The following is a 24,783-nucleotide window of genomic DNA, read 5'->3' as shown; positions in this document are numbered from 1 at the left end:
TGTTATAAAATGATTAAGTTTTTAATTAAATTAGAATATATTTTAGTTCAATTAGTCCCATTATATCTATTACAAATGAATTCAAATGATTATCAAGAAATAACATCAGCTGATGAACTTTTCAATCAACCTAATACTCTCACTATAGGAAATTATCCAGTATTAACTGCTCTTCAAGAATTACCGTATGAACGTCTTTCGACATGGAAAGATTTTGAAAGACTGTGTTTAAGGTTAGCCCAAGCTAAGGATTGTACTAAAAAAAATGACACACAGCTTTATAAAAAAGAAGGAAGCAAGCAAGAAGGTATTGACATTTTTAAACTTTATAAAGAAGATGGTACTTATGATGTTTATCAATGTAAGAAGTATCAAAAAATTTCAAGGAAAAATATCATAGATGCTATTGACGAGGTCAGAAATAATTCATTTTGCGATAAAATAAGGGATTTTTATTTTTGTACAAATACAGACCTAAGTACTTCTGATGAGATAATTAACGAATTAAAAATTGAACTGTATTCTGAAGGAATCAATTTAAATATCTGGGATTCAAAGCGTCTTAACATTGAACTCAAAGAATTTCCTCAATTAGTTTTTGAGTTTTTTGATGGAGGACAAGAGCCAAACTTTGTTAAGGCTTTTTGTGGTCACGATAAAGTTGACACACTGCATTATGATATTAAAAAGAAGGTTTATCCTCCTGTTCCTGATTATATAACCAGAAGATTAACAAAGCGAAATGACACTCAATTGTATAGGCAAGATTCAATTGAAGGTTCATTAGTACAACTCTTTGAAAAAAAAGAAAAACCTCTGAAAATTACTCTACTAAGTATCGCAGGGGATGGTAAGACATCAGAATTAAAACAACTTGCTCATCATTTTTCATCGCTCGAATCACCTGAATCTTTATATCCGATTCTGATTAGATTGAGAGATTATGTCCATGAAGACCTCTATGAATTATTAACTAAATACTGTAAAGGCTGGGAGAAAATAAATCAAAAAAGATTATTATTAATTTTTGATGGTTATGATGAAGTCAAAGAAATAGCTAAAGATGATTTAAGAAGGCGAATAGGGGGCTTAGTTGAGACCCATCCGATGATTAATATAGTAATATCCTCAAGAAACAACGGAATTTCTAATTTTGAACAATTTGAAGTTTACTATCTTCAAAAACTTAGCTTATATGGCGAAGTCTATCAATATATTTATCAACAATTACAATATAGGACAGAGGAGTTTATGAATCTAATTAGTACTAACAAAATGAATGATTTGTTAGTAACACCATTTTATTTGGTTAAGCTCACCCAACTTTATAACGAATCACCTAATAATTTCCCTGACAATAAAACGGAAATCTTTAATAGAATTATTGACCTAGTTAACAGAGAAGAAATTTCTTCTTGTAGAATTTCAAAATCGGACTGGGAAGATATTGAAATTAAACAAGATTATCTTCTATCTAAGTTAGCAACTATGATGCTACTGATGGGAAAGAATATTTTAGATTCAAAAGAATATAGAGAAGGATTTATTAATGATGATAGGAAAATAATAGAATACTCTCCCCTAATAAGTAAAAAAGAAAGCAAAATTGAATTTTCACATAACTTATTTCAAGAATATCTTGTCGCCAAACTTTTAGCAAGACAGTCATTTGACACTATAAGAAAATGTATATCCTTTGAACCAGATTTTATAAAAGTAAAGCCTAAATGGACTAATACATTATCATCATTATTCAGCCTGTTACCAGAAGAATCCGATATTTTTAAAAATCTATTAGACTTCATAATTGAGTCTGACCATACTTTATTAATAAGGTTTGAATTGGAAAAACTTTCATTAGAATTACGTTATGGTATTTTCAGGAAAATTATAGAAAGCCCAGAAAGAGATTATTTAAACTATGACTCTGGAGAACTTATAAAATTCGCTGGCATACATGAAAATCCAGAAGTAATTAAATACCTTATTAAGAATATCTCTATCAATAATCCTAAACTTACAAGAGAACTTATTTACTTATTGAAATTTGCTGACCCTGACGAGTTATTTGGGTTAGAAGGAGAAATAGCTGGAGCATTGAAAAATGTTCTCTTAATCAACACTTATGATGATGAAATACATGAAGATGCTCTTAGGGTTTTTTACAAACTTAATTTAGCTAATATTGGATTGATAGAGTGGCTATTTATTTACAAGCCCTCATTAGAACATAAAAATATTATTAGTATAGTGTTTCAACTAATCAATAGACTGGATTTAGTTGATGAATATATAAATTTTTACATAGAATGTATTCCTATTTGTAATAAAGAACTTATTAAAAAAGGTGTACGTATAAGTACAGATGCGAAAAGTTATTTCTATGAAGGGATTCTTAAAGTTAAATCAATAAACTCAATCCATAAAATTTTGGATTATATCATTAAGGATAACAAAGATGTATATGAAGAGAGGAGTAGAATATTTTATGGAGAAAGTTTTGAAAATATTTTTTTAGAAAAGTTTTTGCTTCAGTTAGCTAAGGGGTATAATTCCGATAAGAAACTATTTATTAAGATAGTTAAATTTGCTGAGCAAAAATTATATCAAGACTATGAAAATAAATTATTTTTAAAATTTAAACTGTTTTTTGAAAGTTCAGATACCACCGAAACTGCTTTTTGGTATTTCTGGAAAAGGGAAAAAAAGAAAGAAATTAAGTGGTATGTACGTAGTTGGGTTACTTGCTGGGTGACTAGGCCCATTATTGAAAAATGGCTCGTAAAGTATGAAAAAGGTTATTTTAATGACAGTGATGTTTGGGAGTTTAAGTTCGATTTATTGGCATTAGATAAAAAAGAGTTATTGGAATACTTCCTTAAAGAAATTAATTTAGTTTCCAAGTCCTTTCACGAATACCCTGTACTTCTACACACAGTGGAGAGTAGAAAAGAGAGAGAAGTAAATGATTTAGAATTATTATTGAATAAGACGAGATTTAAAGAACTTGTTTACCTTGTTTTAAAAGAATTGAGGAATGATTTTACATTAGAAAAAATTAGACATTTTGAATATAAAAATAATACAATTAAATGCCATCTACCTTATGAATATCTTGAAAAATATTACAGAGACAATGGAAAAATAGATGCTAAAAATATTTTTAATGAAATTGAAAGTGAAGAAAACTGGACATGGTATGTTTTAAATCAACTTGATAGAAGATTAAATATACATGAAAAGGAGCTACCACTTGAAAATATTAATTATCTAAAAGAATGGTGTTATTCTTTATTGCCATTTCTCAATTTCAAGACCACTTCTAGTAGTATAGAAAATGGGCAAGAATATTACAAATCAAGAAAATATTATTTTACTAATTTTTTCAAAAAGATAGATTTAGTTATTCCCCAAGAGATGATGTTAGATATGCTTTCTTTCGATATATGTGGAATTTATGAAATAGACTATAGTAATAATAAATCAAAGAGAGTAAAATCAATATCTGATATAGTGATTGAGAAAGTTGGTAATGAAAGTATTGTAAAAAAACGAATCTTGGAGAATTTGCAAAATAATGTATTAGTACCAAATGTTATATCTAATCATTTCCGAATATGTAGAAAATTAAAAATAACTGAGGCTACACCATATCTATTACAAGCAATAAAAAAAGAAATTCTTAGTAATCATACTCAAAAAGTAGCTATTGAAATATACTTAGAATTGAAAGGCGCTGTTACTGATTTAGCTTTCAAGCTTACAAATTTTGATGTCCAAAGTTATTCAGACTGGTTTGTTTTAGAAAAACTTTCGTCTCATAGTAAATATTTACCAAAAATTAATAGTATTCTAGAAAACAGTCTTACTGAAGAGCTAAGTGAGGACAACCGTTTCAAGGTAATGAATCAGTTAATTTTGAATAGTGATATTCTTGGATTAAAAGAGTTAAGGAATTATGTAAAAGAAAAAGGGGATGAGTTCCATGAAAAAAAAGATTGGATTACATCAATAGCCAAAATACCCTTCAATAATTCATTTTTAATTTTAGAGGAACTTTTACAACTAGCTATTGCTAATAGAATCAAGAATAAAGATGGTTTTTATAGAGGAGGTTTAGATACTTTAATATTTGAAATATTTAAAAAATACTCGTTGAATAATGAAAATCATTTTAATCAGACTAGAGAAATGGTAAATAAATATGTAGAAAAAGGAAATGATTTATTCTGGAATTTAAATAGAAAGTTAAAAGAATTTGAAGAAGACTATTATATGAATAAAATAGATATTTCAACTGTTTCACAAGTGAATGTATTTTGTGATAAGATTGGGCTAATTTTCGTTAATTATTAGAAAAGAAGGAAAGACTCTGATGAATAAGATTCTTATTTTAAATTGAAAATAAGAAATAACTGATACTATTTTTTACAAAACCCATTTACTAAATGCTAACAGAATTTAAACTCAATGATTTTTTTACTTCAATAGGAGATTATGCAAGTATTCCTTTAATAGAATTAATAAGAGAAAATGTAAATTCCGTTTTCGGTAGTAAGGGAACTCAGGATGCTGATTTCAGAATTCTTATGCATAGACTTGAAATTGCTGAAAGAAAAGGAGTATCAAATCAAATAAGACTTGAGCAGGAGATAAATGAATGTGCAGAGATTTTGGATGATGAGTTAAGAAGTCGTCTATATGTCATTGGTAATAGCTCAATTATTGAGGTATATTCTCAAATTACGGATGGGGATATTTCTATGATGGACGTTTTAAAAGACCTCAAACATAATTTTGAAGATGAAGAAATAGAATATTCAGAAGTATTTATACAAGAGTTAAATAACATTTATAATTTTCAAGACCCTGAATATTTTCAAAGTATAGAAGAAAGAATATCGCCTGAGGTGAAACTGCTGATGCAAAAAAGTATTACAGAATTAACGAGTAGAGAAATCATTCAAATCATTTTAGCAGTTTGTAATTTCTCAGATAATTTTATTAAATTAATTAGGAAGCTTTCTAAAGAAATTCTTTCGATTCATTCTCAGATGGAGTATTATCAAAGGATTGTAGATTATAGAGATGAAAATTTTTCAATTAATCAATTAGAAGAAGACCAAACAGATAAAAAAATAAGTATAACTTATCCTAAAGTTACTCGCAGTCCAAACGACAAAATAACATCTCTTACATCTAACCAAACAACCTATTTATTCTCTCTATTACGAGGATATGGCATTATTATTCAAGAAAAAAATTATCAACCTGCTTCAAATATAGCATTATCAATTAAAGCAATGACTGGGTATAATGAGCAGAATATTAGAGTCAAATTAGATAAATTTGAAGATATTGACAAATATGATAAAATTGTAGTAAAAGAAAAGATTGAGGATTTGTTGAGTCTGATTAACAGGTAGTTACAGTAGTTTGTAGTACTACAAAACATTTTTGTAGTACTACAAACTGATAAACAACTATTAAAAACCACAACACCTTTGTATCACCTAAACGGAATAAATAATCCTCCGTTAGAGTGATATAATGATAAATACCCCTAAATTAGTCTTAATGACTCCCGATGAATTAGCAGTACTAATTCAAACTTCAGTTCGCAAAGCAATTGCAGAACACGCTCCAAAATCACCTGACTTCAATGATAAACCTCTTTCAATAGATGAGGCTTCGGAGTTTTTGCACATTCCTAAATCAACACTTTATCAATTCACTTCAACTCGAAAAATTCCTTTCCAAAAAGTAGGTAAGAAAATACTATTTTTCAAACAAGAACTTATTGAGTGGGTGGAAGGAGGCAAAAAGAAAACCCAAAAGGAAATAGAAGCAGAAGGTTTTAGGAAGAAAGGAGGTGTACGATGAATCATTTATCTGCCTTAGAGCAAATCATCATAGGTCTTAGGAAACAATTGGAAACCTACGCTCAAAAAGAAAATGCTAGTGATTTTTATATTAACCGAGAGAACCAATTAATACAATCTCTTACAGAAATCTATAATGAGTTTAGTCTTCTAAAACATCAAGATTTATGGAAAAGTATTGAAAATAATTGGACAAGTCTGGAAAATAGTGACGCTAATTTTTCTGGAATTCAGATACAACTTCGTACTCATCCAGAAGGCTTGCTATGTAATTTACCTATCAACCTCTATGAAAATGGAATTTAAACCTATCTCTAAAAAAAATGTGTCTGTTGAAAGGCAAGAATCTCCTCAAGGATTATTAATAGTACAATCAGCAAATGAGTGTATCCAGAAGGCAAAAAGTCAACCTATACCTCTAAAGCTTTGCGGAAACCTGTGGTTTGAAGGTGAAGTATGTATTCTTTTTGCCGATACTAATGTAGGAAAATCAATATATGCAGTTCAAGTGGCTGATAATATTAGTAGAGGAAAGAATGAAGGTATTTTTCACACCGAAACTCAGCCTCAAAAAGTATTATACTTAGACTTTGAACTAAGTATCAAGCAATTTGAGAAACGCTATTCTATTGAATGGGAAAAACATTATTTGTGGGATGACAACTTTCTAAGAGTTGAAATCAATCCTAACTTTTCAGATTTTTCAGTTTTTGAAACACAGCTCTTTGCTGAAATAGAGATGCAAATTATCAGAAATCAGTCAAAGGTTATAATTGTCGATAATATCACATTTCTAAGTATGGAGGCAAACGAATGTAGTAAAAACGCTTTGCCTTTGATGAAGTACCTAACCAAACTAAAAAATCAATTTGGATTAAGTCTTTTAGTTTTAGCTCATACGCCCAAAAGGCTTAATCCATCAAACCCTTTGACAATAAATGACTTATCAGGTAGCAGACAATTAGCCAATTTTGCTGATAGCATTTTCTGTATTGGTAAAAGTAATCAGGGGGCTTCTATTAGGTATATAAAACAATTGAAAGCTCGTTCTTGTGCCATGATGGAGGAAGTTTGGACTTGTGAATTATCGAAACCTTATAATTTCTTAGGCTTTGAATTTATCTCAAGTGATTATGAGCATAACCATTTAAAGCCCAAAAAAGAAGCGGATGAAGAAATGAAAAATACAATTATAAGCATGAAAGCAGAGAATCCAGAAGTGTCAATGGGTACAATCGCAGAAGCATTGAGTACAAATAAAATGAGGATTAAAAGAATGATAGATAAATATAGTCTGTAACAATCGTAACGCCCGTAACACTTGTTACGACTGTTACGGATTCAGAATTTAAAAACAATGGAAACTACAAAATATAAAGCCATGACTCGCACTCAATTGGCACAGCGTTATCAAGTATGTTTGAAGACTTTTAATAAAATGCTCGCAAAAATACCAGACTTCATCCTTGACAAATCTACAAGAATACTTACACCCAAAGAAGTATTAATCATAATTAACCACCTTGGCGAACCACCAGATTAATTTATAACAATTTTCAGGAATTAACTTGAATTAATCCGAATTAACCCACATTAACCCCAACTAACACGAAAGTGGTTTATTGGGGTTAATTAGTTTTACAGCAAAAGAATTAATAAAGGTTAATTCAATTAGGTAAATCGTGGTTAATTTAAAAAAAGAGAAACATGAACGAAATCAGAACAGGAAGGGCATTACAGTTGGAAGGACTCCAAAATGCTACGAACAAAGTTACACTGGGCTTTAAGTGTGATGCAGGAACAAAGATTCAATTAGCACAAGAGGCTCAACAAATAGGAATGACGTTAAGCGAGTATGTCGATACAGTTATTTCAAGCAGAAAATCTAACACTCAATCTAGCGTAAGTAATACCTCAGAACTGGCAACTAAATTAGAGTTTCAGCAAAGAGAGATTCAAAACTTAAAAAGAAAAGTTGGTTTTTATGAAAACGATTTACTGAAAAAGGCTTTTCAAAATCGACAAGGTCAAAAAGTTGAATACAAAAACATTCATGGCGAAAAGGTTAGTAAAACTATTAATCAAATTGAAGATGTTTATACCATTTTATTAGACACTGTAAAACTATCATAATCATGTTTGAAGTAATATCACATCCGTTTACAAATGCTGGTGAAGGTTTGTCAGGCATTGTCATCGAGAAAACAATTGAAACCGTAATGCCTCACAAGAGCAAAGGCTTTAGCTTTTGGCGTTTTTTATTTTTTTTCTTACTTATTGTTTTTGGAGCTGGTCTTTACCTTTTGTATTTCTATTTTCCTAAGAAGAAAATAGAGAAGGATAAGTTGGAAGAGGTTAATAAGGAAATATTATTGAAGCCCTAAATCGTTTAAAACATTCGCTAATTATTTATTCAAAAGTCTGGTTTTTATGTTTCAGACTTTTGAATTAGGTAAGACTTAATCTTTGTTTTAAGTTACTAAATAATCGAAACTGTCAGATTAAGTCTTTATTTATTACACAGAGAAATTGTTATAGTTTCCTAAACAATCCACTTGTGTCGGAGTTTATAAAAGCAAATTACTAACATACTTTGATAGCATTTTTACTCAATACTTAAATGTTTTTTGGAATCCGTTTTGCAAGAGTAGTTAGATAACCATCTATCTGAATCGAAAACAATGTTGTTGGTTTTGGCTTTAAAGAACTAAAGACACTAGGTAGCATGACTAATATTAAATCTAAATTAGAGAATATAAAGTATAACCCTATTCGTATATAGAATAGGGTTATACTATAAATGTAGTATATAAATAATGCTTTTAAGTTATTTACTTCCTTGGTTTATAAAGTTAGATTTGTAGCGATAATTTTCTTGCTACGAAACTATAATCTCTATGAAGTTAAAATATTTCTACTTGATGTTAAGTTTTTTCTTAACACTTTTTCCTAAAGAGTCCCTATATGCTCAGTTTGAACAAACAACAGTTACAGAATATGAAAATCAGTACTTTCAGGTAAAAAAAGTAAGGACACAAAATAGTGATGGTAGTTGGAATTCAACCAGTTATAAGTATGCTTTTGACTATGCTATTCCTAACAATACTGTACATACTAGGATGGTGGATCGCAACATGGTTTCACAAGTAATTGAACAGGTTGTAAGCCTTGAATGGTATAATGCAGGTGTTTTAGATGATAGTAAGACGAAAATACTATCTACTACTTATACTACCTATACTGATACACAAGATCCAATAACTAATCCTTCAGGACTAGTTTTACCTACTAAAATAGCGAGAAAAATAGGAGATGCCACGGTTTTTCAAACAATAGTAGAGTTTTTGAAGTATGATGGAAAAGGCAACCTAACAGAATATAAAGCTAAAGATGGTCTGAAAAATACATTTAGTTACTTTACAGGCAGTGGTAAAGACAATCTAGTTGAATCATATAAGAATAATACAAATCAAGAGACTAAATATGATTATTATCCCCTAATAGGTCTAAAATCAGTAGAAGATATTAACAATAAGACATCAACTTATACTTATGACAGCTTTAATCGTTTAAAAAGTGTTAGTGATAATGTAGGAGAACTCAAAGAATATACTTATCATTATGTAGGTCAGAGTATTGAAAACCCTCTTGAATCCTTTTCTGTAACTGCTGTTGATTGTCCAAGTTGTGGTAGTGCTAAAAATTTGGAGATAAATCCCTCCAACTGGAATCCTACAAAAGACGTTTCTAATTTTAGTGCCAATGTTACTTCGAATGTATCTTGGACAGCAAGTAGTAATGCAGGTTGGTTAAGTGTTAGCCCAGAAACAGGTAGTAATAATGGAACATTATCACTTTCAGCAACTGAAAATACAGGAACTGATAGTAGAACAGGAATAATTACAGTAACTGGAGAAGAGGGCTTAAAAAAGACAGTAACAGTTGTTCAGATTGGATCTTCTGGCTGTCCGGATGAAGTACTAGTGGGTAAGCAAGGTGATTTAGACGTAGTAATAAGACATTTTGATACCTATTATGTTTTATGTACAAAATCTATCAGTGGGACGGTTACTAGGTATGTACCTAGAGGGAAGAATTACTGGAATTGGAGTGGTTTTGCAAAGAACAGTAATGTAGATCAATATTATAATACATGTATTAATAGTAATGAGTCAAACTACTCTGGATTAGCGAATCCCTTTGCCAGTAACTACGTACCTACAGGCTGGTTGAGTAGTACTTTTTTAGATGGTGATAATAATCCAATATTATATTTCTATCAAAACACAAATACATTAGTTTTATCACCAACTAGTTGGTCACCTTCGTCTAGTAGTAATACATTCAATGTTAGTGTTAGTTCAAATACATCTTGGGTAGTAACTAGTAATGCAGGATGGTTAACTTTTAGCCCTGAGTCAGGTAGTAACAATGGAACTATTACCCTAACAGCAACAGCTAATACAGGAGATAGTAGACCTGCTACTATTACTGTAACAGGAGGGGGAATCTCACGAACAGTTGCAGTTTCACAAGCAGGTACAGGTTGTCCACCAGATGAAGTGCTAGTCGGTAAGCAAGGTGATTTGGACGTAGTAATAAGACATTTTGATACCTATTATGTTTTATGCACAAAATCTATTAGTGAGACAGTTACTAGGTATGTACCTAGAGGGAAGAATTACTGGAATTGGAGTGGTTTTGCAAAGAACAGTAATGCAGATCAATATTATACATGTATTAATAGTAATGAGTCAAACTACTTTGGATTAGCGAATCCCTTTGCTAGTAACTACGTACCTACAGGCTGGTTGAGTAGTACTTTTTTAGATGCTGATAATAATCCGATATTATATTTCTATCAGAATACTTCTTCGTCTACGCTAAGTTTATCACAAAATAGCTGGAGTGCAAGTGCTAGTGGTAATAGTACAACAATTAATGTTAGTTCAAATGTATCTTGGGTAGTGACTAAACCTAGTAGTACAGAATGGTTAACTGTTAGCCCTAGTTCAGGCAGTAACAATGGCACACTTACCTTAACAGCAACAGCTAATACTACTGGGCAAACTAGAAATCCTACTATCACTGTAACAGGAGGAGGAATAACAAAAACAATAGAAGTTTCTCAAGCCACAACTGGCGGAACTACTAGTACTTGTATTGTTAACAAAGTAAGATTATTATTTAGATCAAACTGTTGTTTCGAACGTCTAGCAGGAGCTAAAATCCAAGGTTCTACTAATAATAGTACTTGGACAGATTTGTATACAATTACTAGTAATGGAACAGGTCAATGGCAAGAATTTACCTTTAGCAATAGTACATCTTATCCTTATGTTCGTTTTCAGGCTAGTGCAAATGGCTATGGAGAGTTATTTGAATTAGAATTTTATAATGGCTCAACCAAATTAGCAGGTACTGTTATTGGAGAGGGACAAGCCTTAGATGGTGATGTAACTACATTGTGGCATGGTACTGCTGTTGGTACTGGTAACTATGCAGGTTTACAGCTAACTAGCACATGTGCCGCTCCTACGATAAGTTTATCAAAAAATAGTTGGAATCCAAGTGCTAATAGCAATAGTACAACAGTTAGTGTTAGTTCAAATGTACCTTGGACAGCTACTAGTAGTGACACATGGTTAAGTGTGACTCCTGGTTCAGGAAGCAATAATGGAATACTTACCTCAACAGCAGCTACTAATACTACAGGACAAACTAGAATTGCTACTATCACTGTAACAGGAGATGGAATTACTCAAACAGTGGGAGTTACAGTTACTCAATCCGCTGCTGTAACTTCTGCCCCTTGTATTGTTAACAAAGTAAGATTATTATTTAGATCCAACTGTTGTTTCGAACGTCTTGCAGGAGCTAAAATCCAAGGTTCTACTAATAATAGTACTTGGACAGATTTATATACAATTACTAGTAATGGAACAGGTCAATGGCAAGAATTTACCTTTAACAATAGTACATCTTATCCTTATGTTCGTTTTCAGGCTAGTGCAAATGGCTATGGAGAGTTATTTGAATTAGAATTTTATAATGGCTCAACCAAATTAGCAGGTACTGTTATTGGAGAGGGACAAGCCTTAGATGGTGATGTAACTACATTGTGGCATGGTACTGCTATTGGTACTGGTAACTATGCAGGTTTACAGCTAACTAGTATGTGTGCAGTCATTCCTCCTGCGCTAAGTTTATCACAAACTAATTGGACACCTTCATCTAGTAGTAATACATTCAATGTGGGTGTTATTTCAAATGTATCTTGGACAGCCACTAGTAGTGATACATGGTTAAGTGTGACTCCTGGTTCAGGAAGCAATAATGGATCTCTTATCCTAACAGTTGCAACTAATACTGGAGCAGCAAGAACAGCTAGTATAGCTGTAACGGGAGGAAACATTACACAAATTGTAACTGTAAACCAAGCAATTTCTCCAACTGCCCAGTCTTGTGTTATTAATAAAGTAAGGTTGTTATTCAGAGACTGTTGTGTGGATCGTTTGGTAGGAGCTAAAATCCAAGGTTCTAACAACAATAGTAATTGGACAGATATTTATACAATTACTAGTAATGCAACCTCTAGCTGGCAAGAGTTTACTTTTAGTAATACTACATCTTATCCATATGTTCGTTTTCAAGCTAGTGCAAATAGTTATGGAGAGTTATTTGAATTAGAGTTTTATAGTGGCTCAACTAAATTAACAGGAACAGTTATTGGTGCTAGTCAGGCCCAAGATGGAAATATAACAACACTGTGGCATGGAACTGCTATTGGTACTATTAACTATTCAGGGTTACAATTAAGTAATACATGCAGTATTGCAGCTCCTACGCTAAGTTTATCACAAAATAGTTGGTCACCTTCATTTAGTAATAGTACAATAAATATTGGTATTATTTCAAATGTATCTTGGACAGCCACTAGTAGTGATACATGGTTAAGTGTGACTCCTGGTTCAGGAAGCAATAATGGATCTCTTATCTTAACAGCTGCAGCTAATACTGGAGCAGCAAGAGCAGCTACCATAACTGTAACGGGTGAAGGAGCTACCCAAATTGTAACTGTAAACCAAGCAATTTCTCCAACTGCCCAACCTTGTATTATTAATAAAGTAAGGTTGTTATTCAGAGACTGTTGTGTGGATCGTTTGGTAGGAGCTAAAATCCAAGGTTCTAACAACAATAGTGATTGGACGGATATTTATACAATTACTAGTAATGGAACCTCTAGCTGGCAAGAGTTTACTTTTAGCAATAGTACTGCTTATGAGTATGTTCGCTTTCAGGCTAGTGCAAATAGTTATGGAGAGTTATTTGAATTAGAGTTTTATAGTGGGTCAACTAAATTAACAGGAACAGTTATTGGTGCTAGTCAGGCCCAAGATGGAAATATAACAACACTGTGGCATGGAACTGCTATTGGTACTATTAACTATTCAGGGTTACAATTAAGTAATACATGTAGTATTGCAGCAAATTGTGGAGATACTCCTCAGAACTATTGTTTGACGGGCACTATTCCAGCAAATCAGTTTAGATTTTATTCTAGCTATGCTTCTACCAATATTGCAGGCCCTAGGAATAATCTTGACGGAGGTACACAGCCTTTCTATGGTAATGCAGGTTTTCTTCAAGGATATGCTAGTGGTGCAGGTAATATTATTTATTCAACCTATCAGAATGACATTAATCTACCCGTTACAAGCTCTGGTTATCGTGTTGATATTTGGTGGCCGAATACTACTTCTAAAGTACTTAAACTATATGTGAATGGTGTACAAAAATGGAGTCAAGCTAGTACCTGTCAAGATTATTGTCAGTATTTCCCAGATTTTAGCTCAGTAGTCAGTGGAGACAAAGTATATCTTAGTGTACAAGAAAATGCAACATTAAGAATAGCTGTTCAGAATGATGTGTATCAAAAGCAAGAAGAGCAAAAAGAGGATGTATTAGTTGTGTCACCAAATCCAACAGATGGAAAGGTTAAAGCTGCGTTTTATTTAAGCGAAGCACAATCAGTACGTCTGTCAGTGATTGATACACAAGGTCGTATTATTGGTATATATGACAAGGATGCTGATGCAGGGACTAATATTATAGACCTTGATTTACAACAATATGCCTCTGGGACTTATCTTATTCAGCTACAATTGAATAATAAGCAATTAGTTACAAAAATCATCAAACAATAAGTAAGGACTGTAGTTCAAACCAAATTGTAACTCATTGTCTTTTAAGCTATGTGTTATCATTTATTAGGATTACCAAATTCTAATAAATGATACTAGCAAAAAACTTTCTAAAAATATTCTAAAAGCATCAATGCTCATGTTCTATCAACAATATTTTTATCCCATATTACAACGTTTAACGCTGTTGTTTGTCACTTTTCTAGGGCTTTTCTTTCAAGCAAAAGCACAAACGATGTCAAATGCTCAAAGTAAAAACTTTGTTCGAGAAAGTAGCTTCCAACAAGCTAAACCATCTGTACAATCTGGTAATATAATCAATTATAGCGACCCCAAACAAATACAACATAAAATTACGTATTTTGATGGTCTAGGGCGTCCTATTCAAACAGTTTTACCTTCACAAGGTTCAACGGGAGAAGATATTATCACAGCAACAGAGTATGATGCTTATGGCAGACCATCCAAAAGTTATCTGCCTTATCCCAAATCATCTGGAAAAGGAGATATAGATGTTGATTTTTTTAATAATGCTAAATCATTTTATGGAAATGATAATCGCCCCTTTTCAGAGAGTGTTTATGAAAATTCTCCTTTAAACCGAGTAGTTAAACAAGCAGGTGCAGGTGATGCTTGGAGTTTTAAATCTTCTTCAACGGAATTTGATGATCGTACGGTTAAAGTAAAAACCTTAGCTAATGTAGCTGCTGATAATGTAATTATTTTTAGTGCAAGTAACATAGATGGTTCGGGTAATAGCTTTGGTTCAAGTAGTACGCCCTCAAATGCGGGAGGTTTTACTAAAATAGGCTTTTATAGTGCTGGAACATTACTGGTTACAGAGACATTGGATGAAAACAATACGACTGGTACTGGAGGTAATAGAATCCAAGAATATAAAGACCGTTCAGGTAAAGTGATATTAAAGCGGAGCTATGATGTTAGAAAAATATCAGGGACCAATACCTTAGAGACATACAGCTTAGATACCTATTATGTATATGATATTTATGGCCAACTCAGGGGGGTATTTCCTCCTAAATTAAGTCTGCTGTTAAATAGCGACGCAGCAGCGGATAAATTAGCAACAGCATTGGGTAAGTTAGGTTTTATTTATTGCTATGATGACCAAGGTAGAGTCGTCAAGAAAAAAGTACCTGATGCTGGTTGGGCGAGTATGACTTATACCGATACCGATTTATTAAAAACTCAAACCGATGCTAAAGGTACAGTGACTTATTATGAGTATGATGAGTTAAACCGATTAACAAATACTGGTATTAATACAGATCAATGGTTAGTTAAAAACAATTATGATGGTAATCGTCCTAAAGAGATAACTGATTTTCCTTATGGTAATGTAGATTTAAACGTGAAAAAAGGACTTTTAACAGGAAGTAGCAGAAGAATATTAAAAGCTGATGGTAGCATAGAAACAGCTGAATTATTAGAATTAAAGAGTTCCATTTATTATGATAGCCGTGGTAGAGTAGTCTCTACTTACAAAGAAACCTTTGATGGCACAAAAGTTATTTCAGAAACTATCCATCTAAAGTTACACTATACAGGTAGAGTAGAAGAAAGTACAACCGAGCAGAAAGTATCATCGGCATTAACCATCAAAACCAAAGAGGTTTATACCTATGACCATGTAGGACGTTTGATAAGCACCTGCCAAACCTTAAGTGAGCATGATGCTGGTAATAACAATGCCGTAATTTATACGGAAGCTTCTCGCCTTTTACAGTGCCAGTCTTATGATGCTATAGGACGTTTAACGACTAAAAAACTAGGTAAATTCCCGTCAGCTACTTTGGCAACATTAACAGATAAGGCATTTACAGAAGTGTTGACATATAGCTACAATTTACGAGGATGGCTAGAGAATATTACAGGTTATCAGAAGCCCAATGCTGGTAGTAATACGGTAGGCGGTGTAAAGAATTTTGACTTTAGCTTGAACTATAGCAATGCAAATCAGTATAATGGTAATATTGGGAAACTGACGTGGAATGACAATATCAGTGATTTTACTTATGATGGTTTAAACCGTTTAACAAGTTCGACAGGTAAGCACAGTGAAGAGTTGACTTATGATGTGAATGGTAATATCAAGACATTACAAAGGAATATTAATAATACTTTAGTAGATAATTTAAGCTATAAGTACATTGAAGATAATGCAACAGATAATACCAACCAATTATTAAAAGTTACTGATGGTGCTACTAACGTAGGGGGTTATACCGACAAAACAAGTACTACAAATGATTTTACTTATGATGCCAATGGAAATTTATTAAAAGATAATGATAAAGGAATTGATATTGTTTATAATGTATTTAATTTAGTGCGAAAGGTAACAGGATTTGGAACAAGCCCTATTGCACCCCAAAGTTATTTATATGATGGCAGTGGAGCGAAATTAGCTCAGCATAATGGTACTAGCTGGAAGGCATACTTAGGCTCAGGAGAATACGTAGGCGGTAAATTATACCGTATGGCAACCTCTGAGGGTTATATTATGGAAAACCCTAATTATGTACCGGGAGCAAGTACAGGAAAATATAATTACTTTTACAGTTTAAAAGACCATTTAGGGAATGTAAGAGTAGTAATAGGTGATGATGCCAACGCAACACAAGTACAGATAAGTGATTATACAGCCTTTGGCGTAGCGGTAAGTACACCAAATACGAGTGTTAATAAGTATCTTTACAATGATAAGGAGTTACAGGATGGGACTAATTGGTTAGATTATGGGGCTAGGATGTATCAACCAGAACTTGGTAGATGGATGGGAGTGGATCCAATGGCTGAAATATCAAGACGATGGTCTCCTTATACCTATACATATAATAACCCTATTCGATTTATTGATCCTGACGGAATGGCAGCCATTGATTATGGTTTAAAAGAAGGTTTCGAGTATAATACCATATTTAATGAAAACCAAGAAGGGGATGACAAGAATAGAACGAAGAAGAAAGAAGAAAATAAAAACTCATCATCAGGTATTAGCACTTATAACACTGGAACACGACTTTTAGGGACTGTAAATTCGACATCCAATGAAAGTGATATTTCTAAATTTTTAACCGCAGGATGGGGTATTGCTCTTGGTGAGCCTACTCCAGCAGGAGAAGCAGTAATGGGTGTGGCTACTATTGTTGTTGGTATTTATGCACTAGCAACATCAGGTATCGTTGAAAAGATGTCTAAAGAAATAGACAGAATAAAGGAAAAAACACTTCCTAATAATGGAGCAGTTTATGAACTTAGAGTAAGGCGAGCAGGAATATATTTGGATGTTAGAGGAAATCCTATCACATTAAGTGCTGGAGAGATTTGGAAATATGGTGAAACAACAATTGGTAAACAACGATATTCTGATGAAAAGTTAGAAACAATGGTTCCCGGAGGAGTAACAAGGAGAGATATATTTTATGGGAATCAGGTTGAAATAAAAGTGTTTGAAAAATATCTTATATATGGATACTATTTTAATCGTGGCTCATTACCTCCAGGGAATAAGTATTTTAGATAAAAATTAACTACTATGACTTTTTTTATAACAAGCGAATCTTCGTATGAGATTCCCGACCTTAGAACTGTTGAATTTGAAGATAAATTGAATAGTTTTTTTTACGAGAAAAACTATGGTAATTCAATTAGACATATTTCAACCATAATAATATGTGTTTCTGATAGGTTTGAATTATTACACCCTATCCGCAAAGCAAGAATAGTGAAAGAAACGGCTAAACTTGGTTTTGAATACAAATTAGATTTCAAGACTTTTAAGGCAATGAATGAAGAACGGCAGGTAAAATATATTGAAACTGAATATTTGAAAAATATTAAAGAAATACTTGAAAATAAAAGTATTAAAGAGTTTGACTATAAATCTTTTTTATCTGATTTAGATTTTTTTTTGAGAAGAGAATAAACTTGATTAATAATAGCATTATAAAGATGCAAATCCGATATGTACAAATTGGAGGTCTGGATATGAGTTTTGTCCTCTATTCGCGTAGTGTTTCACCATGTCATTGTGTTCGCCAATCTCATGATTGGCAAAATGCGATAGCATTTTATAAAGCGTTGGATAAGGGGAAATGCGTTTATGTCCCTCACTCGGCGTAGTATTTAACTACGTCGTTGTGTTCGTCAATCTTATGATTCGCAAAAATGCGATAGCATTTTATAAAGAGTTGGATGAGGGGGAAATTCACTCGGTAGAACTACTACCTTATACCCTTGCTTTTAGAAGTTTATATCTTCAAGGTATAAAATGTAGTCTCAAAAACAAATTTTCAAAAAAGAAAACAGTATTTCGTTTAGATTTGAGGATGAAGAAGGATTTTGTCTGTTTCTATATTGTAGAGCAGATAACTTTTTAAATGAATTAATAATTTAATTATCAATATACCCGTCAGGTTTAAAAACAATTAATAATATTTTAAAATGATTAATTTAATTAAAGAAAGTTAGTATAATAAGCAATAATAAAATAATATTTAAATGAAAAGTAACTACAACTACTTACGTATAAGAAAAACTATAATTTATAAAAAGTTTTGGATTATACTCTTATATCTTATATTTCCAATTTTCAATATTGGCTTATTTTCACTACATGCTCAATTTCAAAAACCAGATGTTAATATCCCAAGTCCAAACGCTGCAGGGTTAGGGTTATATGGAGAAATTCCTGTTTCTCTCTACACAGGTACACCTAATATAGAAATACCTATTTATACACTAACCGAAGGAAAAATAAAAGTTCCTATTACACTTAGCTATCACGCATCTGGTGTACGTATTAATCAACATCCTGGCTGGGTAGGATTAAATTGGAATTTGAATGCAGGTGGAGCAATCACAAGGAAAATAAAAGATGCTGCCGATGATTATGATGATGGAGGTACTTACACTCCTAAAGGTTATTGGTACAGTACTTTTCAGCTTGACAAAACTAATTGGGAAACAAAAAGTTATGTAAAAGACGAAATAGCTTCTTTTGCCAATGATACAGAACCTGATGAATTCGATTTTAATTTTATGGGATATTCTGGTTCTTTTTATCTTAATCATCTAAAGCAGTGGGTTGTAAAATCTAATTCGTCAATGAAAGTAACAACAGATGAATCTTTTTTACCTATGCCAGAAGATTTGAAAGTAACCTGTGATGGCTATATAGGATTGTCATTCACGAAAACGTCAAAAACATTTAAGAGTTTTACCATTACCACAGATGATGGTACACAATTTACTTTTGGCGGAGTATCATCTGCAATAGAATACTCTATGAATTTTTTTGGTCAAATGATGAACTCATCGGGTACAATTCCAGATATATGGGTTGCCAATACATGGTATCTCACTAAGATGAAGACCCCAGAAGGACAAGAGGTTATTTTTAACTATACAGCACCTACAGATTGCTCAAATGGGAAGTTCATTGCATCTTTTACACCATCTTGGTCATCATCTGCCTATTCTTTTTCATATGCTACAAATGTTAATCTTTTAAATTTTACTCATGCTTGTAGCCAAAGTGGCTATAAAATACCAACGAATGGGTTTTATGGTGGTTCATTAACAAGACCAACTTATTTATCAAGTATCACTTCCAGTTCGTATATCATCGAATTTAACAGTAGTGTTTCAACTGAAATGAAATACCCTGTTAGAATTTTAAGTAAGTTTTTTGAACAAACCTCTACATATCATGGAACATCTATTAACAATGTTCCAGCGAATATTTTCCCTTTTTTAAACTGGAATACCCTATTAGGTAGTGCTCAAAGTGGAGCTTCAGAGAGGATACAAGCATTGTTAGATAAATTAGTTTGGAGGAAGCTAGATAATGTTCAGATAAAAGATAAAGATAATAATCTTGTACGAAATGTGGCATTAGAATACAATACAGCAACTGATAATACGAAACGTTTGATGTTAAGCAAAGTAAATGAAATTGCTAAAGATAATGATAATTTAAAAATTAAACACGAATTTGAATATTATACAGATATTAGTTTACCTGGTTATTTGGAACAGTTTGATAAAACTGACCATTGGGGTTTCTTTAATAATAAAGCTGGCTACGATTTATCTAATCTGATAACAGATATCTCAAATAATAATTTTAGTTTATTTACAGCTTCTAAAGAGGCAACAACAGATATTTTAGCTCTACGAAGTGGAAGTCTAAAAAAAATAACTTACCCGACAGGGGGTACAACAGAATTAGTGTATGAACCACATACGATTCTTAAATATAAGGAAACAAATAATGATGGGACTTTCTCTTTATCCAATACTGGATTATTTCCTGTTGGAGGATTGAGAATACAAAACGTTCTTTCGTATGATGGAAATCAAATAAAAACGAAAAATTATACTTATTTAAATACTGATGGAACATCGAGTAGTGGTATTTCGTCAGGGAAACACATTTATTCTACAATATCCACTAATGGATATACAATGGTTTCTTGCAACTCATCTACAGCAACTTATACAAACAATTTTCTATCTATACAGAACACTCTTCCAATCAGTATTAATTCTATGGGAAGTCATATTGGATATAGAAGAGTAGTGGAAAAAGAACTTATAAACGGGGTGTCTTCTAATGGGTATAAAGTATATAATTACACTAATTATGAATCAGATGATGGTGCACACATGGACGAAGCTATTTCTAATAGCTTGAGAATTGGAGGAAGTGGAAATAAGTATGAACCTTTTATTGATAAGTCATTGGAACGTGGACTATTATTAAGCGAAGAGGTTTATAATTCAAGTAATCAAATTCTGTCTAAAAAAAATATAACATATGAAAAACTCTCGGGAAATTATGTAAGAGCAATATATACACAAGGTTTCTTAGAATGTGGTAGTGGAATAGTTATATGTGCGGGTTTTCCATATAGAATATATACATATCAATACAAGCCAACCAAAGAGGTTTCATTACGTTATAATCAGTAATATGATTAATCGAATATAAACATTTGTAACTTTTATATATATACCCACTACTCGCTTATTCATTTAGATTGACTTCCTCAAGGGAAGCCAATCTAAAATGAATGAAGTATTCATTATTTAATAAGCACCAAGTATAAAATATTTTATTTACTCAAGTATATTGAATATACTATATTTCTATATCTTTGTTTCCATGTATTATTTTTATTACTACAACCTTATATTTCTACTTAATAATTCTATTTAAGATATGAACATTAATAATTCTTACCCTAATTTAGTAATAGCCCTAGAAGATAAACTTACTGCAGAGTTTATAGCATCACTAAAATTTGACTCACAAGTATTTTTTGACGTATCTCATTTTTCAAGTAATGGGAGCATGCTTTTAAGTGATTTGTTAATGTATAGGCCAGATTTTTTACTTACTGATCCAATTACTTTAGCTAGTGTTGAAAATATTCTATCTGATTTTCTTAAAAAGAACAACTTAGCTACAAGGGTAATACTTTACGCAAGAAATTTTCTGGTTATTCGCAATTGTCTTAGTAAATCATTGTTGAAAATTACGAATGTTATTTATCACGGAATAACTAAAAATGAATTCATTCTTTACCTGCAATTTATATTTATGAGAAAAGACGTTGCATTTCAGAATGTTTCAGGAAATAAGTATAAAAATGATGAAGAAATAAATTTACTTTCAGATAGAGAGATAGATATTTGGAGTTTACTATTAGAGGCTAATTCAGAACTTGAAATCGCTAATAAGCTTCACATTAGTGTTTTTACTGTCAGAAAGCATAAGAGCAATATATCGTTAAAGTTAGGACTCAAGAACAAGCGAAGACTTACATCGTTTGCTCATGATTATGTACGATTGAGGAGTGTTTAGGTTTACTAAACAAGATACAACACTTAATATTAAAGAGTTATACTGCATTTTATTGAATCAAATAAAGAAAGAATTTAGGCTCTTTTTAAGGCTTCTTTTCTGACTATCAAATAATAGTAACACCTATATGCAAAAGTATTAATGAGCGTCAGTTATATTTAATGATAGCTTGAGAGTTTAATGCAATAAATATCTATTGTCAACATCTGTACAAAGCGTATATAGTACTACTGATGAATAATGAAAAAAAGCACAAAATATTGTATAATCTTTGCTTGAAGAGCCAATGAATAAGTGTATAAGAGTAATATCATCACAAAACTACATCATTCATCTATGAATATGTTTATTAAGATAGTTTGCAGTCTCACTTTTTTATTCTTAATAACAACAGATTTAAGAGCTGATCATATTGTGGGTGGACATATCGAGATGCAAGCTATCGGTAAAACTCCTGGGAAGTATGCAATTATATTGAAATTATATTTCAATGCACTTAACCCTTCCTATGATGTGCCTAATACTGTTGAAAAAGTTGGTATTTCTCAGAAGAGTAATCATAAGTCAATAACTGTTCTAAGTTTACCAATGAGTAAACAAACTTTATTTGAATATAGTAATGAAGATTGTGCCAAACTTAATAAGCTAAAAATCATTGAAGTTACTTATGAGGCAGAATGGGAAGTAAACCCTGAGAACTTTCAGGATGCGGATGGATATTATATTTATCAAGACCGTTGTTGTAGAAATGCAGGAATAACAAACATTGTTAATTCTTATCAAGCAAGTATGGCATTTTATACAGAATTTCCCCCGATGAAACGTAATGGGAAGTTTTTTTTAAATTCCACACCCTCATTTGATGTGCTTAGTGGGGAATATGTCTGTATAAACGACCCTTTTAAATACAATTTTAAGGCAAAAGATGCAGATGGAGATTCTCTTCATTATCAATTAGCAACACCATTATTAGGGAAATCTTCCATTTTTGAAACAGAAAGATTATTGAGTGGACCATTTGCGGGTGTTACTTGGCAGAATGGGTATGGTTTATCTAATACCATTCCAGGTGCTCCAAACTTAAGTATTGATGCTAAAAAAGGGTTTATCACGGTTACTCCAAACCAATTAGGTCTTTTTGTCTTCTCTGTAATTTGTACAGAATATAGAAAAATAGGAAAGGTTTATGTAAAACTAGGCATTACACAAAGAGATTTTCAATTGAAAATCATAGATTGTCCTGTACCTACTAATCTACCTGACCCAGTTATTTCAGTGTTGGAAAGACCAGGAACTGAACCTAGCATTTGTTTTGGAGATAAAGTAACTTTTCAGGCTACTACTAACCCCAATTGGAACTATCAATGGGAGTTAGATGGAGATAATATTCCTGATGCCAATTACGATAAATTAGTTGCGAGCAAACCAGGAGTTTATAATTTGACAGTATCTATCAAAAATCAATGTACAAAATCAAGAACATCAAGACAAATCACGCTTAAATTATTGACCGAAAAAGTTAAGTTAAAAGCTAATGAGAAAACCTTTTGTGAAGGAGGTAACGTTATTCTTGAAGCTCCATTAGAAGGTAGTAATTTTAGCTATACATGGTTGCAGGATGAACAAATAATAAGTAATGTTGAGCAGAAAATAGAAGTCAATAAAAGTGGCAAGTATTTTGTTGCTATTGCTGATAATACTAAGCCAACCGATTGTCCAGCTGTAAGTGATACTATTTTTGTAGAAGAGTTTATGAATCCAGAGGCAGAACTAAACTCTGATAGGGCTAGTAATTTAATTTGTGAAGGAGAAACACTTTTATTAAAAGCAAATGAAGGAGAAGATTTACAATATGACTGGCAACTAAATGGAACACATTTAACAATAACTACTATTCCAGAGTATAAAGCAGGTGTTACTGGGAATTATACTGTAATAGTTACCGATATTAATAATTGTAAAAAAGAATCAGAGAAATTAAAGATTGAGAGTGTACAAAAAGAGGAAATTAAGATGGATAGTATTCCTTCAATATGTGAACTTAATAAAGGAGTAATTTTATTAAAAGGTTATCCAGCAGGGGGTATTTTTAAAGGGCTAGGAATTATTGATCAGAATCAAGGAGCATTCAATCCAGACTTGGCTGGGTTAGGGAAACATACAATTAATTATGAGTATAAAGGACTTTTACAGTGTCAATCTGGTTCTGCACAAAGAGATATAATTATAGCAGAATCTTTTAAATTAAATTTAAATCCCAAAGAATTTAATATATGGAAAGGGGCAAGTGTATCTTTGGTTGCCCCTAATAGTAAAGATTTTAAATATCAATGGCTTCCAGAAAACACCCTTTCCAATGGGAAAATAGCATCACCTATTGCTAGACCAAATGAGACCGTAACTTATACTTTAGTTTTGATTGATGATAATGGCTGTGTATCTCAAGATACTGTTAAAGTAAATGTTACGCAAAAAATTTGGATACCCAATGTCTTTAGTCCTAACGGGGATTCACAAAATGATAATTGGATATTACCAGGAACAGAAAGCTATCAAGATGTAGAAGTAAGCATTTATAATAGATGGGGTGAAATGGTTTTCTATTCAAAAGGTTATTCAACACCTTTTGATGGTACGTTTAAAAATGATCTCTTGCCTGTAGATACCTATATATACCGAATTGTGGTACCCAGTAAAGGATTTCTTTTTAATGGTTCACTGTTGATTACTCGGTGATTGGTTTAGCAGATCGTATTCCATACTATGTCTTAAGTATTAAAGTATCATTTTTGAAAAACCTATC

The 24,783-nt window shown here is 32.1% G+C and carries 15 protein-coding genes; 14 read left to right on the top strand and 1 reads right to left on the bottom strand.

All coding sequences use genetic code 11. The features are described from left to right. Window positions 1-75 precede the first annotated feature (75 nt). The 11 genes from AC1RNE_RS07950 to AC1RNE_RS07900 all read left to right on the top strand — a co-directional run bounded on the left by AC1RNE_RS07950 (window position 76) and on the right by AC1RNE_RS07900 (window position 18,035). Window positions 76-4,356, top strand: a complete 4,281-nt coding sequence (locus tag AC1RNE_RS07950) for a hypothetical protein (protein WP_492800487.1) — start codon at window positions 76-78, stop codon at window positions 4,354-4,356. Window positions 4,357-4,448: 92 nt separating this feature from the next. Further along, the gene (locus AC1RNE_RS07945; RefSeq protein WP_492800486.1) at window positions 4,449-5,426 is read left to right on the top strand and encodes a hypothetical protein; all 978 of its coding nucleotides are present in this window, start codon (window positions 4,449-4,451) and stop codon (window positions 5,424-5,426) included. Between the two features lie 151 nt (window positions 5,427-5,577). Beyond that, window positions 5,578-5,883, top strand: a complete 306-nt coding sequence (locus AC1RNE_RS07940; RefSeq protein ID WP_492800485.1) for a helix-turn-helix domain-containing protein — start codon at window positions 5,578-5,580, stop codon at window positions 5,881-5,883. After that, the gene (locus tag AC1RNE_RS07935; protein WP_492800484.1) at window positions 5,880-6,188 is read left to right on the top strand and encodes a hypothetical protein; all 309 of its coding nucleotides are present in this window, start codon (window positions 5,880-5,882) and stop codon (window positions 6,186-6,188) included. Before AC1RNE_RS07940 ends, AC1RNE_RS07935 begins: the two co-directional genes overlap by 4 nt. After that, window positions 6,178-7,182, top strand: coding sequence for an AAA family ATPase (locus AC1RNE_RS07930; RefSeq protein WP_492800483.1), 1,005 nt, complete (start codon window positions 6,178-6,180; stop codon window positions 7,180-7,182). The genes AC1RNE_RS07935 and AC1RNE_RS07930 overlap by 11 nt, the downstream gene beginning before the upstream one ends. A gap of 57 nt (window positions 7,183-7,239) precedes the next feature. Next, on the top strand, window positions 7,240-7,425 hold the full coding sequence (locus AC1RNE_RS07925) for a hypothetical protein (RefSeq protein WP_492800482.1): 186 nt from the start codon (window positions 7,240-7,242) through the stop codon (window positions 7,423-7,425). 164 nt (window positions 7,426-7,589) lie between these two features. Beyond that, complete coding sequence (locus AC1RNE_RS07920) at window positions 7,590-8,015, top strand: hypothetical protein (protein ID WP_492800481.1); 426 nt, start codon at window positions 7,590-7,592, stop codon at window positions 8,013-8,015. Between the two features lie 2 nt (window positions 8,016-8,017). After that, complete coding sequence (locus AC1RNE_RS07915; RefSeq protein ID WP_492800480.1) at window positions 8,018-8,266, top strand: hypothetical protein; 249 nt, start codon at window positions 8,018-8,020, stop codon at window positions 8,264-8,266. A 513-nt stretch (window positions 8,267-8,779) separates the two neighbouring features. Further along, window positions 8,780-14,089, top strand: coding sequence for a BACON domain-containing protein (locus AC1RNE_RS07910; RefSeq protein WP_492800479.1), 5,310 nt, complete (start codon window positions 8,780-8,782; stop codon window positions 14,087-14,089). 136 nt (window positions 14,090-14,225) lie between these two features. Then, the gene (locus AC1RNE_RS07905) at window positions 14,226-17,633 is read left to right on the top strand and encodes a DUF6443 domain-containing protein (RefSeq protein ID WP_492800478.1); all 3,408 of its coding nucleotides are present in this window, start codon (window positions 14,226-14,228) and stop codon (window positions 17,631-17,633) included. 12 nt (window positions 17,634-17,645) lie between these two features. After that, complete coding sequence (locus tag AC1RNE_RS07900) at window positions 17,646-18,035, top strand: Imm44 family immunity protein (protein WP_492800477.1); 390 nt, start codon at window positions 17,646-17,648, stop codon at window positions 18,033-18,035. Window positions 18,036-18,053: 18 nt separating this feature from the next. On the opposite strand, the gene AC1RNE_RS07895 is transcribed toward AC1RNE_RS07900, so the two are convergent. Next, complete coding sequence (locus AC1RNE_RS07895; RefSeq protein ID WP_492800476.1) at window positions 18,054-18,179, bottom strand: hypothetical protein; 126 nt, start codon at window positions 18,177-18,179, stop codon at window positions 18,054-18,056. Window positions 18,180-18,610: 431 nt separating this feature from the next. Here AC1RNE_RS07895 and AC1RNE_RS07890 point away from each other — a divergent pair, with 431 nt between their 5' ends. The 3 genes from AC1RNE_RS07890 (at window position 18,611) to AC1RNE_RS07880 (ending at window position 24,716) form a co-directional block, all read left to right on the top strand. After that, window positions 18,611-21,085, top strand: a complete 2,475-nt coding sequence (locus AC1RNE_RS07890) for a hypothetical protein (protein ID WP_492800475.1) — start codon at window positions 18,611-18,613, stop codon at window positions 21,083-21,085. A 250-nt stretch (window positions 21,086-21,335) separates the two neighbouring features. Beyond that, entirely contained in the window at window positions 21,336-21,980 is a 645-nt protein-coding gene (locus AC1RNE_RS07885; protein WP_492800474.1) for a response regulator transcription factor, read from the top strand. A gap of 342 nt (window positions 21,981-22,322) precedes the next feature. Beyond that, window positions 22,323-24,716 carry a T9SS type B sorting domain-containing protein gene (locus AC1RNE_RS07880; protein WP_492800473.1) on the top strand — a complete coding sequence of 798 codons (2,394 nt, stop codon included), beginning with the start codon at window positions 22,323-22,325 and terminating at the stop codon, window positions 24,714-24,716. The last annotated feature ends 67 nt before the right edge of the window (window positions 24,717-24,783 follow it).

This window comes from Arcicella sp. GW822-FHT02H01 (assembly GCF_058802005.1).
Note: the sequence above shows the minus strand (reverse complement) of the source record. Positions and strands in the feature narration are given on the sequence as shown.

Excerpts from the sequence above, each read along its gene's own strand:
- AC1RNE_RS07935 (WP_492800484.1), top strand. The coding sequence starts at position 5,880 with ATGAATCATTTATCTGCCTTAGAGCAAATCATCATAGGTCTTAGGAAA.
- AC1RNE_RS07905 (WP_492800478.1), top strand. The coding sequence starts at position 14,226 with ATGTTCTATCAACAATATTTTTATCCCATATTACAACGTTTAACGCTG.
- AC1RNE_RS07945 (WP_492800486.1), top strand. The coding sequence starts at position 4,449 with ATGCTAACAGAATTTAAACTCAATGATTTTTTTACTTCAATAGGAGAT.
- AC1RNE_RS07940 (WP_492800485.1), top strand. The coding sequence starts at position 5,578 with ATGACTCCCGATGAATTAGCAGTACTAATTCAAACTTCAGTTCGCAAA.
- AC1RNE_RS07880 (WP_492800473.1), top strand. The coding sequence starts at position 22,323 with ATGTTTATTAAGATAGTTTGCAGTCTCACTTTTTTATTCTTAATAACA.
- AC1RNE_RS07895 (WP_492800476.1), bottom strand. The coding sequence starts at position 18,179 with ATGCTATCGCATTTTGCCAATCATGAGATTGGCGAACACAATGACATG.
- AC1RNE_RS07885 (WP_492800474.1), top strand. The coding sequence starts at position 21,336 with ATGAACATTAATAATTCTTACCCTAATTTAGTAATAGCCCTAGAAGAT.
- AC1RNE_RS07930 (WP_492800483.1), top strand. The coding sequence starts at position 6,178 with ATGGAATTTAAACCTATCTCTAAAAAAAATGTGTCTGTTGAAAGGCAA.
- AC1RNE_RS07915 (WP_492800480.1), top strand. The coding sequence starts at position 8,018 with ATGTTTGAAGTAATATCACATCCGTTTACAAATGCTGGTGAAGGTTTG.
- AC1RNE_RS07910 (WP_492800479.1), top strand. The coding sequence starts at position 8,780 with ATGAAGTTAAAATATTTCTACTTGATGTTAAGTTTTTTCTTAACACTT.
- AC1RNE_RS07920 (WP_492800481.1), top strand. The coding sequence starts at position 7,590 with ATGAACGAAATCAGAACAGGAAGGGCATTACAGTTGGAAGGACTCCAA.
- AC1RNE_RS07890 (WP_492800475.1), top strand. The coding sequence starts at position 18,611 with ATGAAAAGTAACTACAACTACTTACGTATAAGAAAAACTATAATTTAT.
- AC1RNE_RS07900 (WP_492800477.1), top strand. The coding sequence starts at position 17,646 with ATGACTTTTTTTATAACAAGCGAATCTTCGTATGAGATTCCCGACCTT.
- AC1RNE_RS07950 (WP_492800487.1), top strand. The coding sequence starts at position 76 with ATGAATTCAAATGATTATCAAGAAATAACATCAGCTGATGAACTTTTC.
- AC1RNE_RS07925 (WP_492800482.1), top strand. The coding sequence starts at position 7,240 with ATGGAAACTACAAAATATAAAGCCATGACTCGCACTCAATTGGCACAG.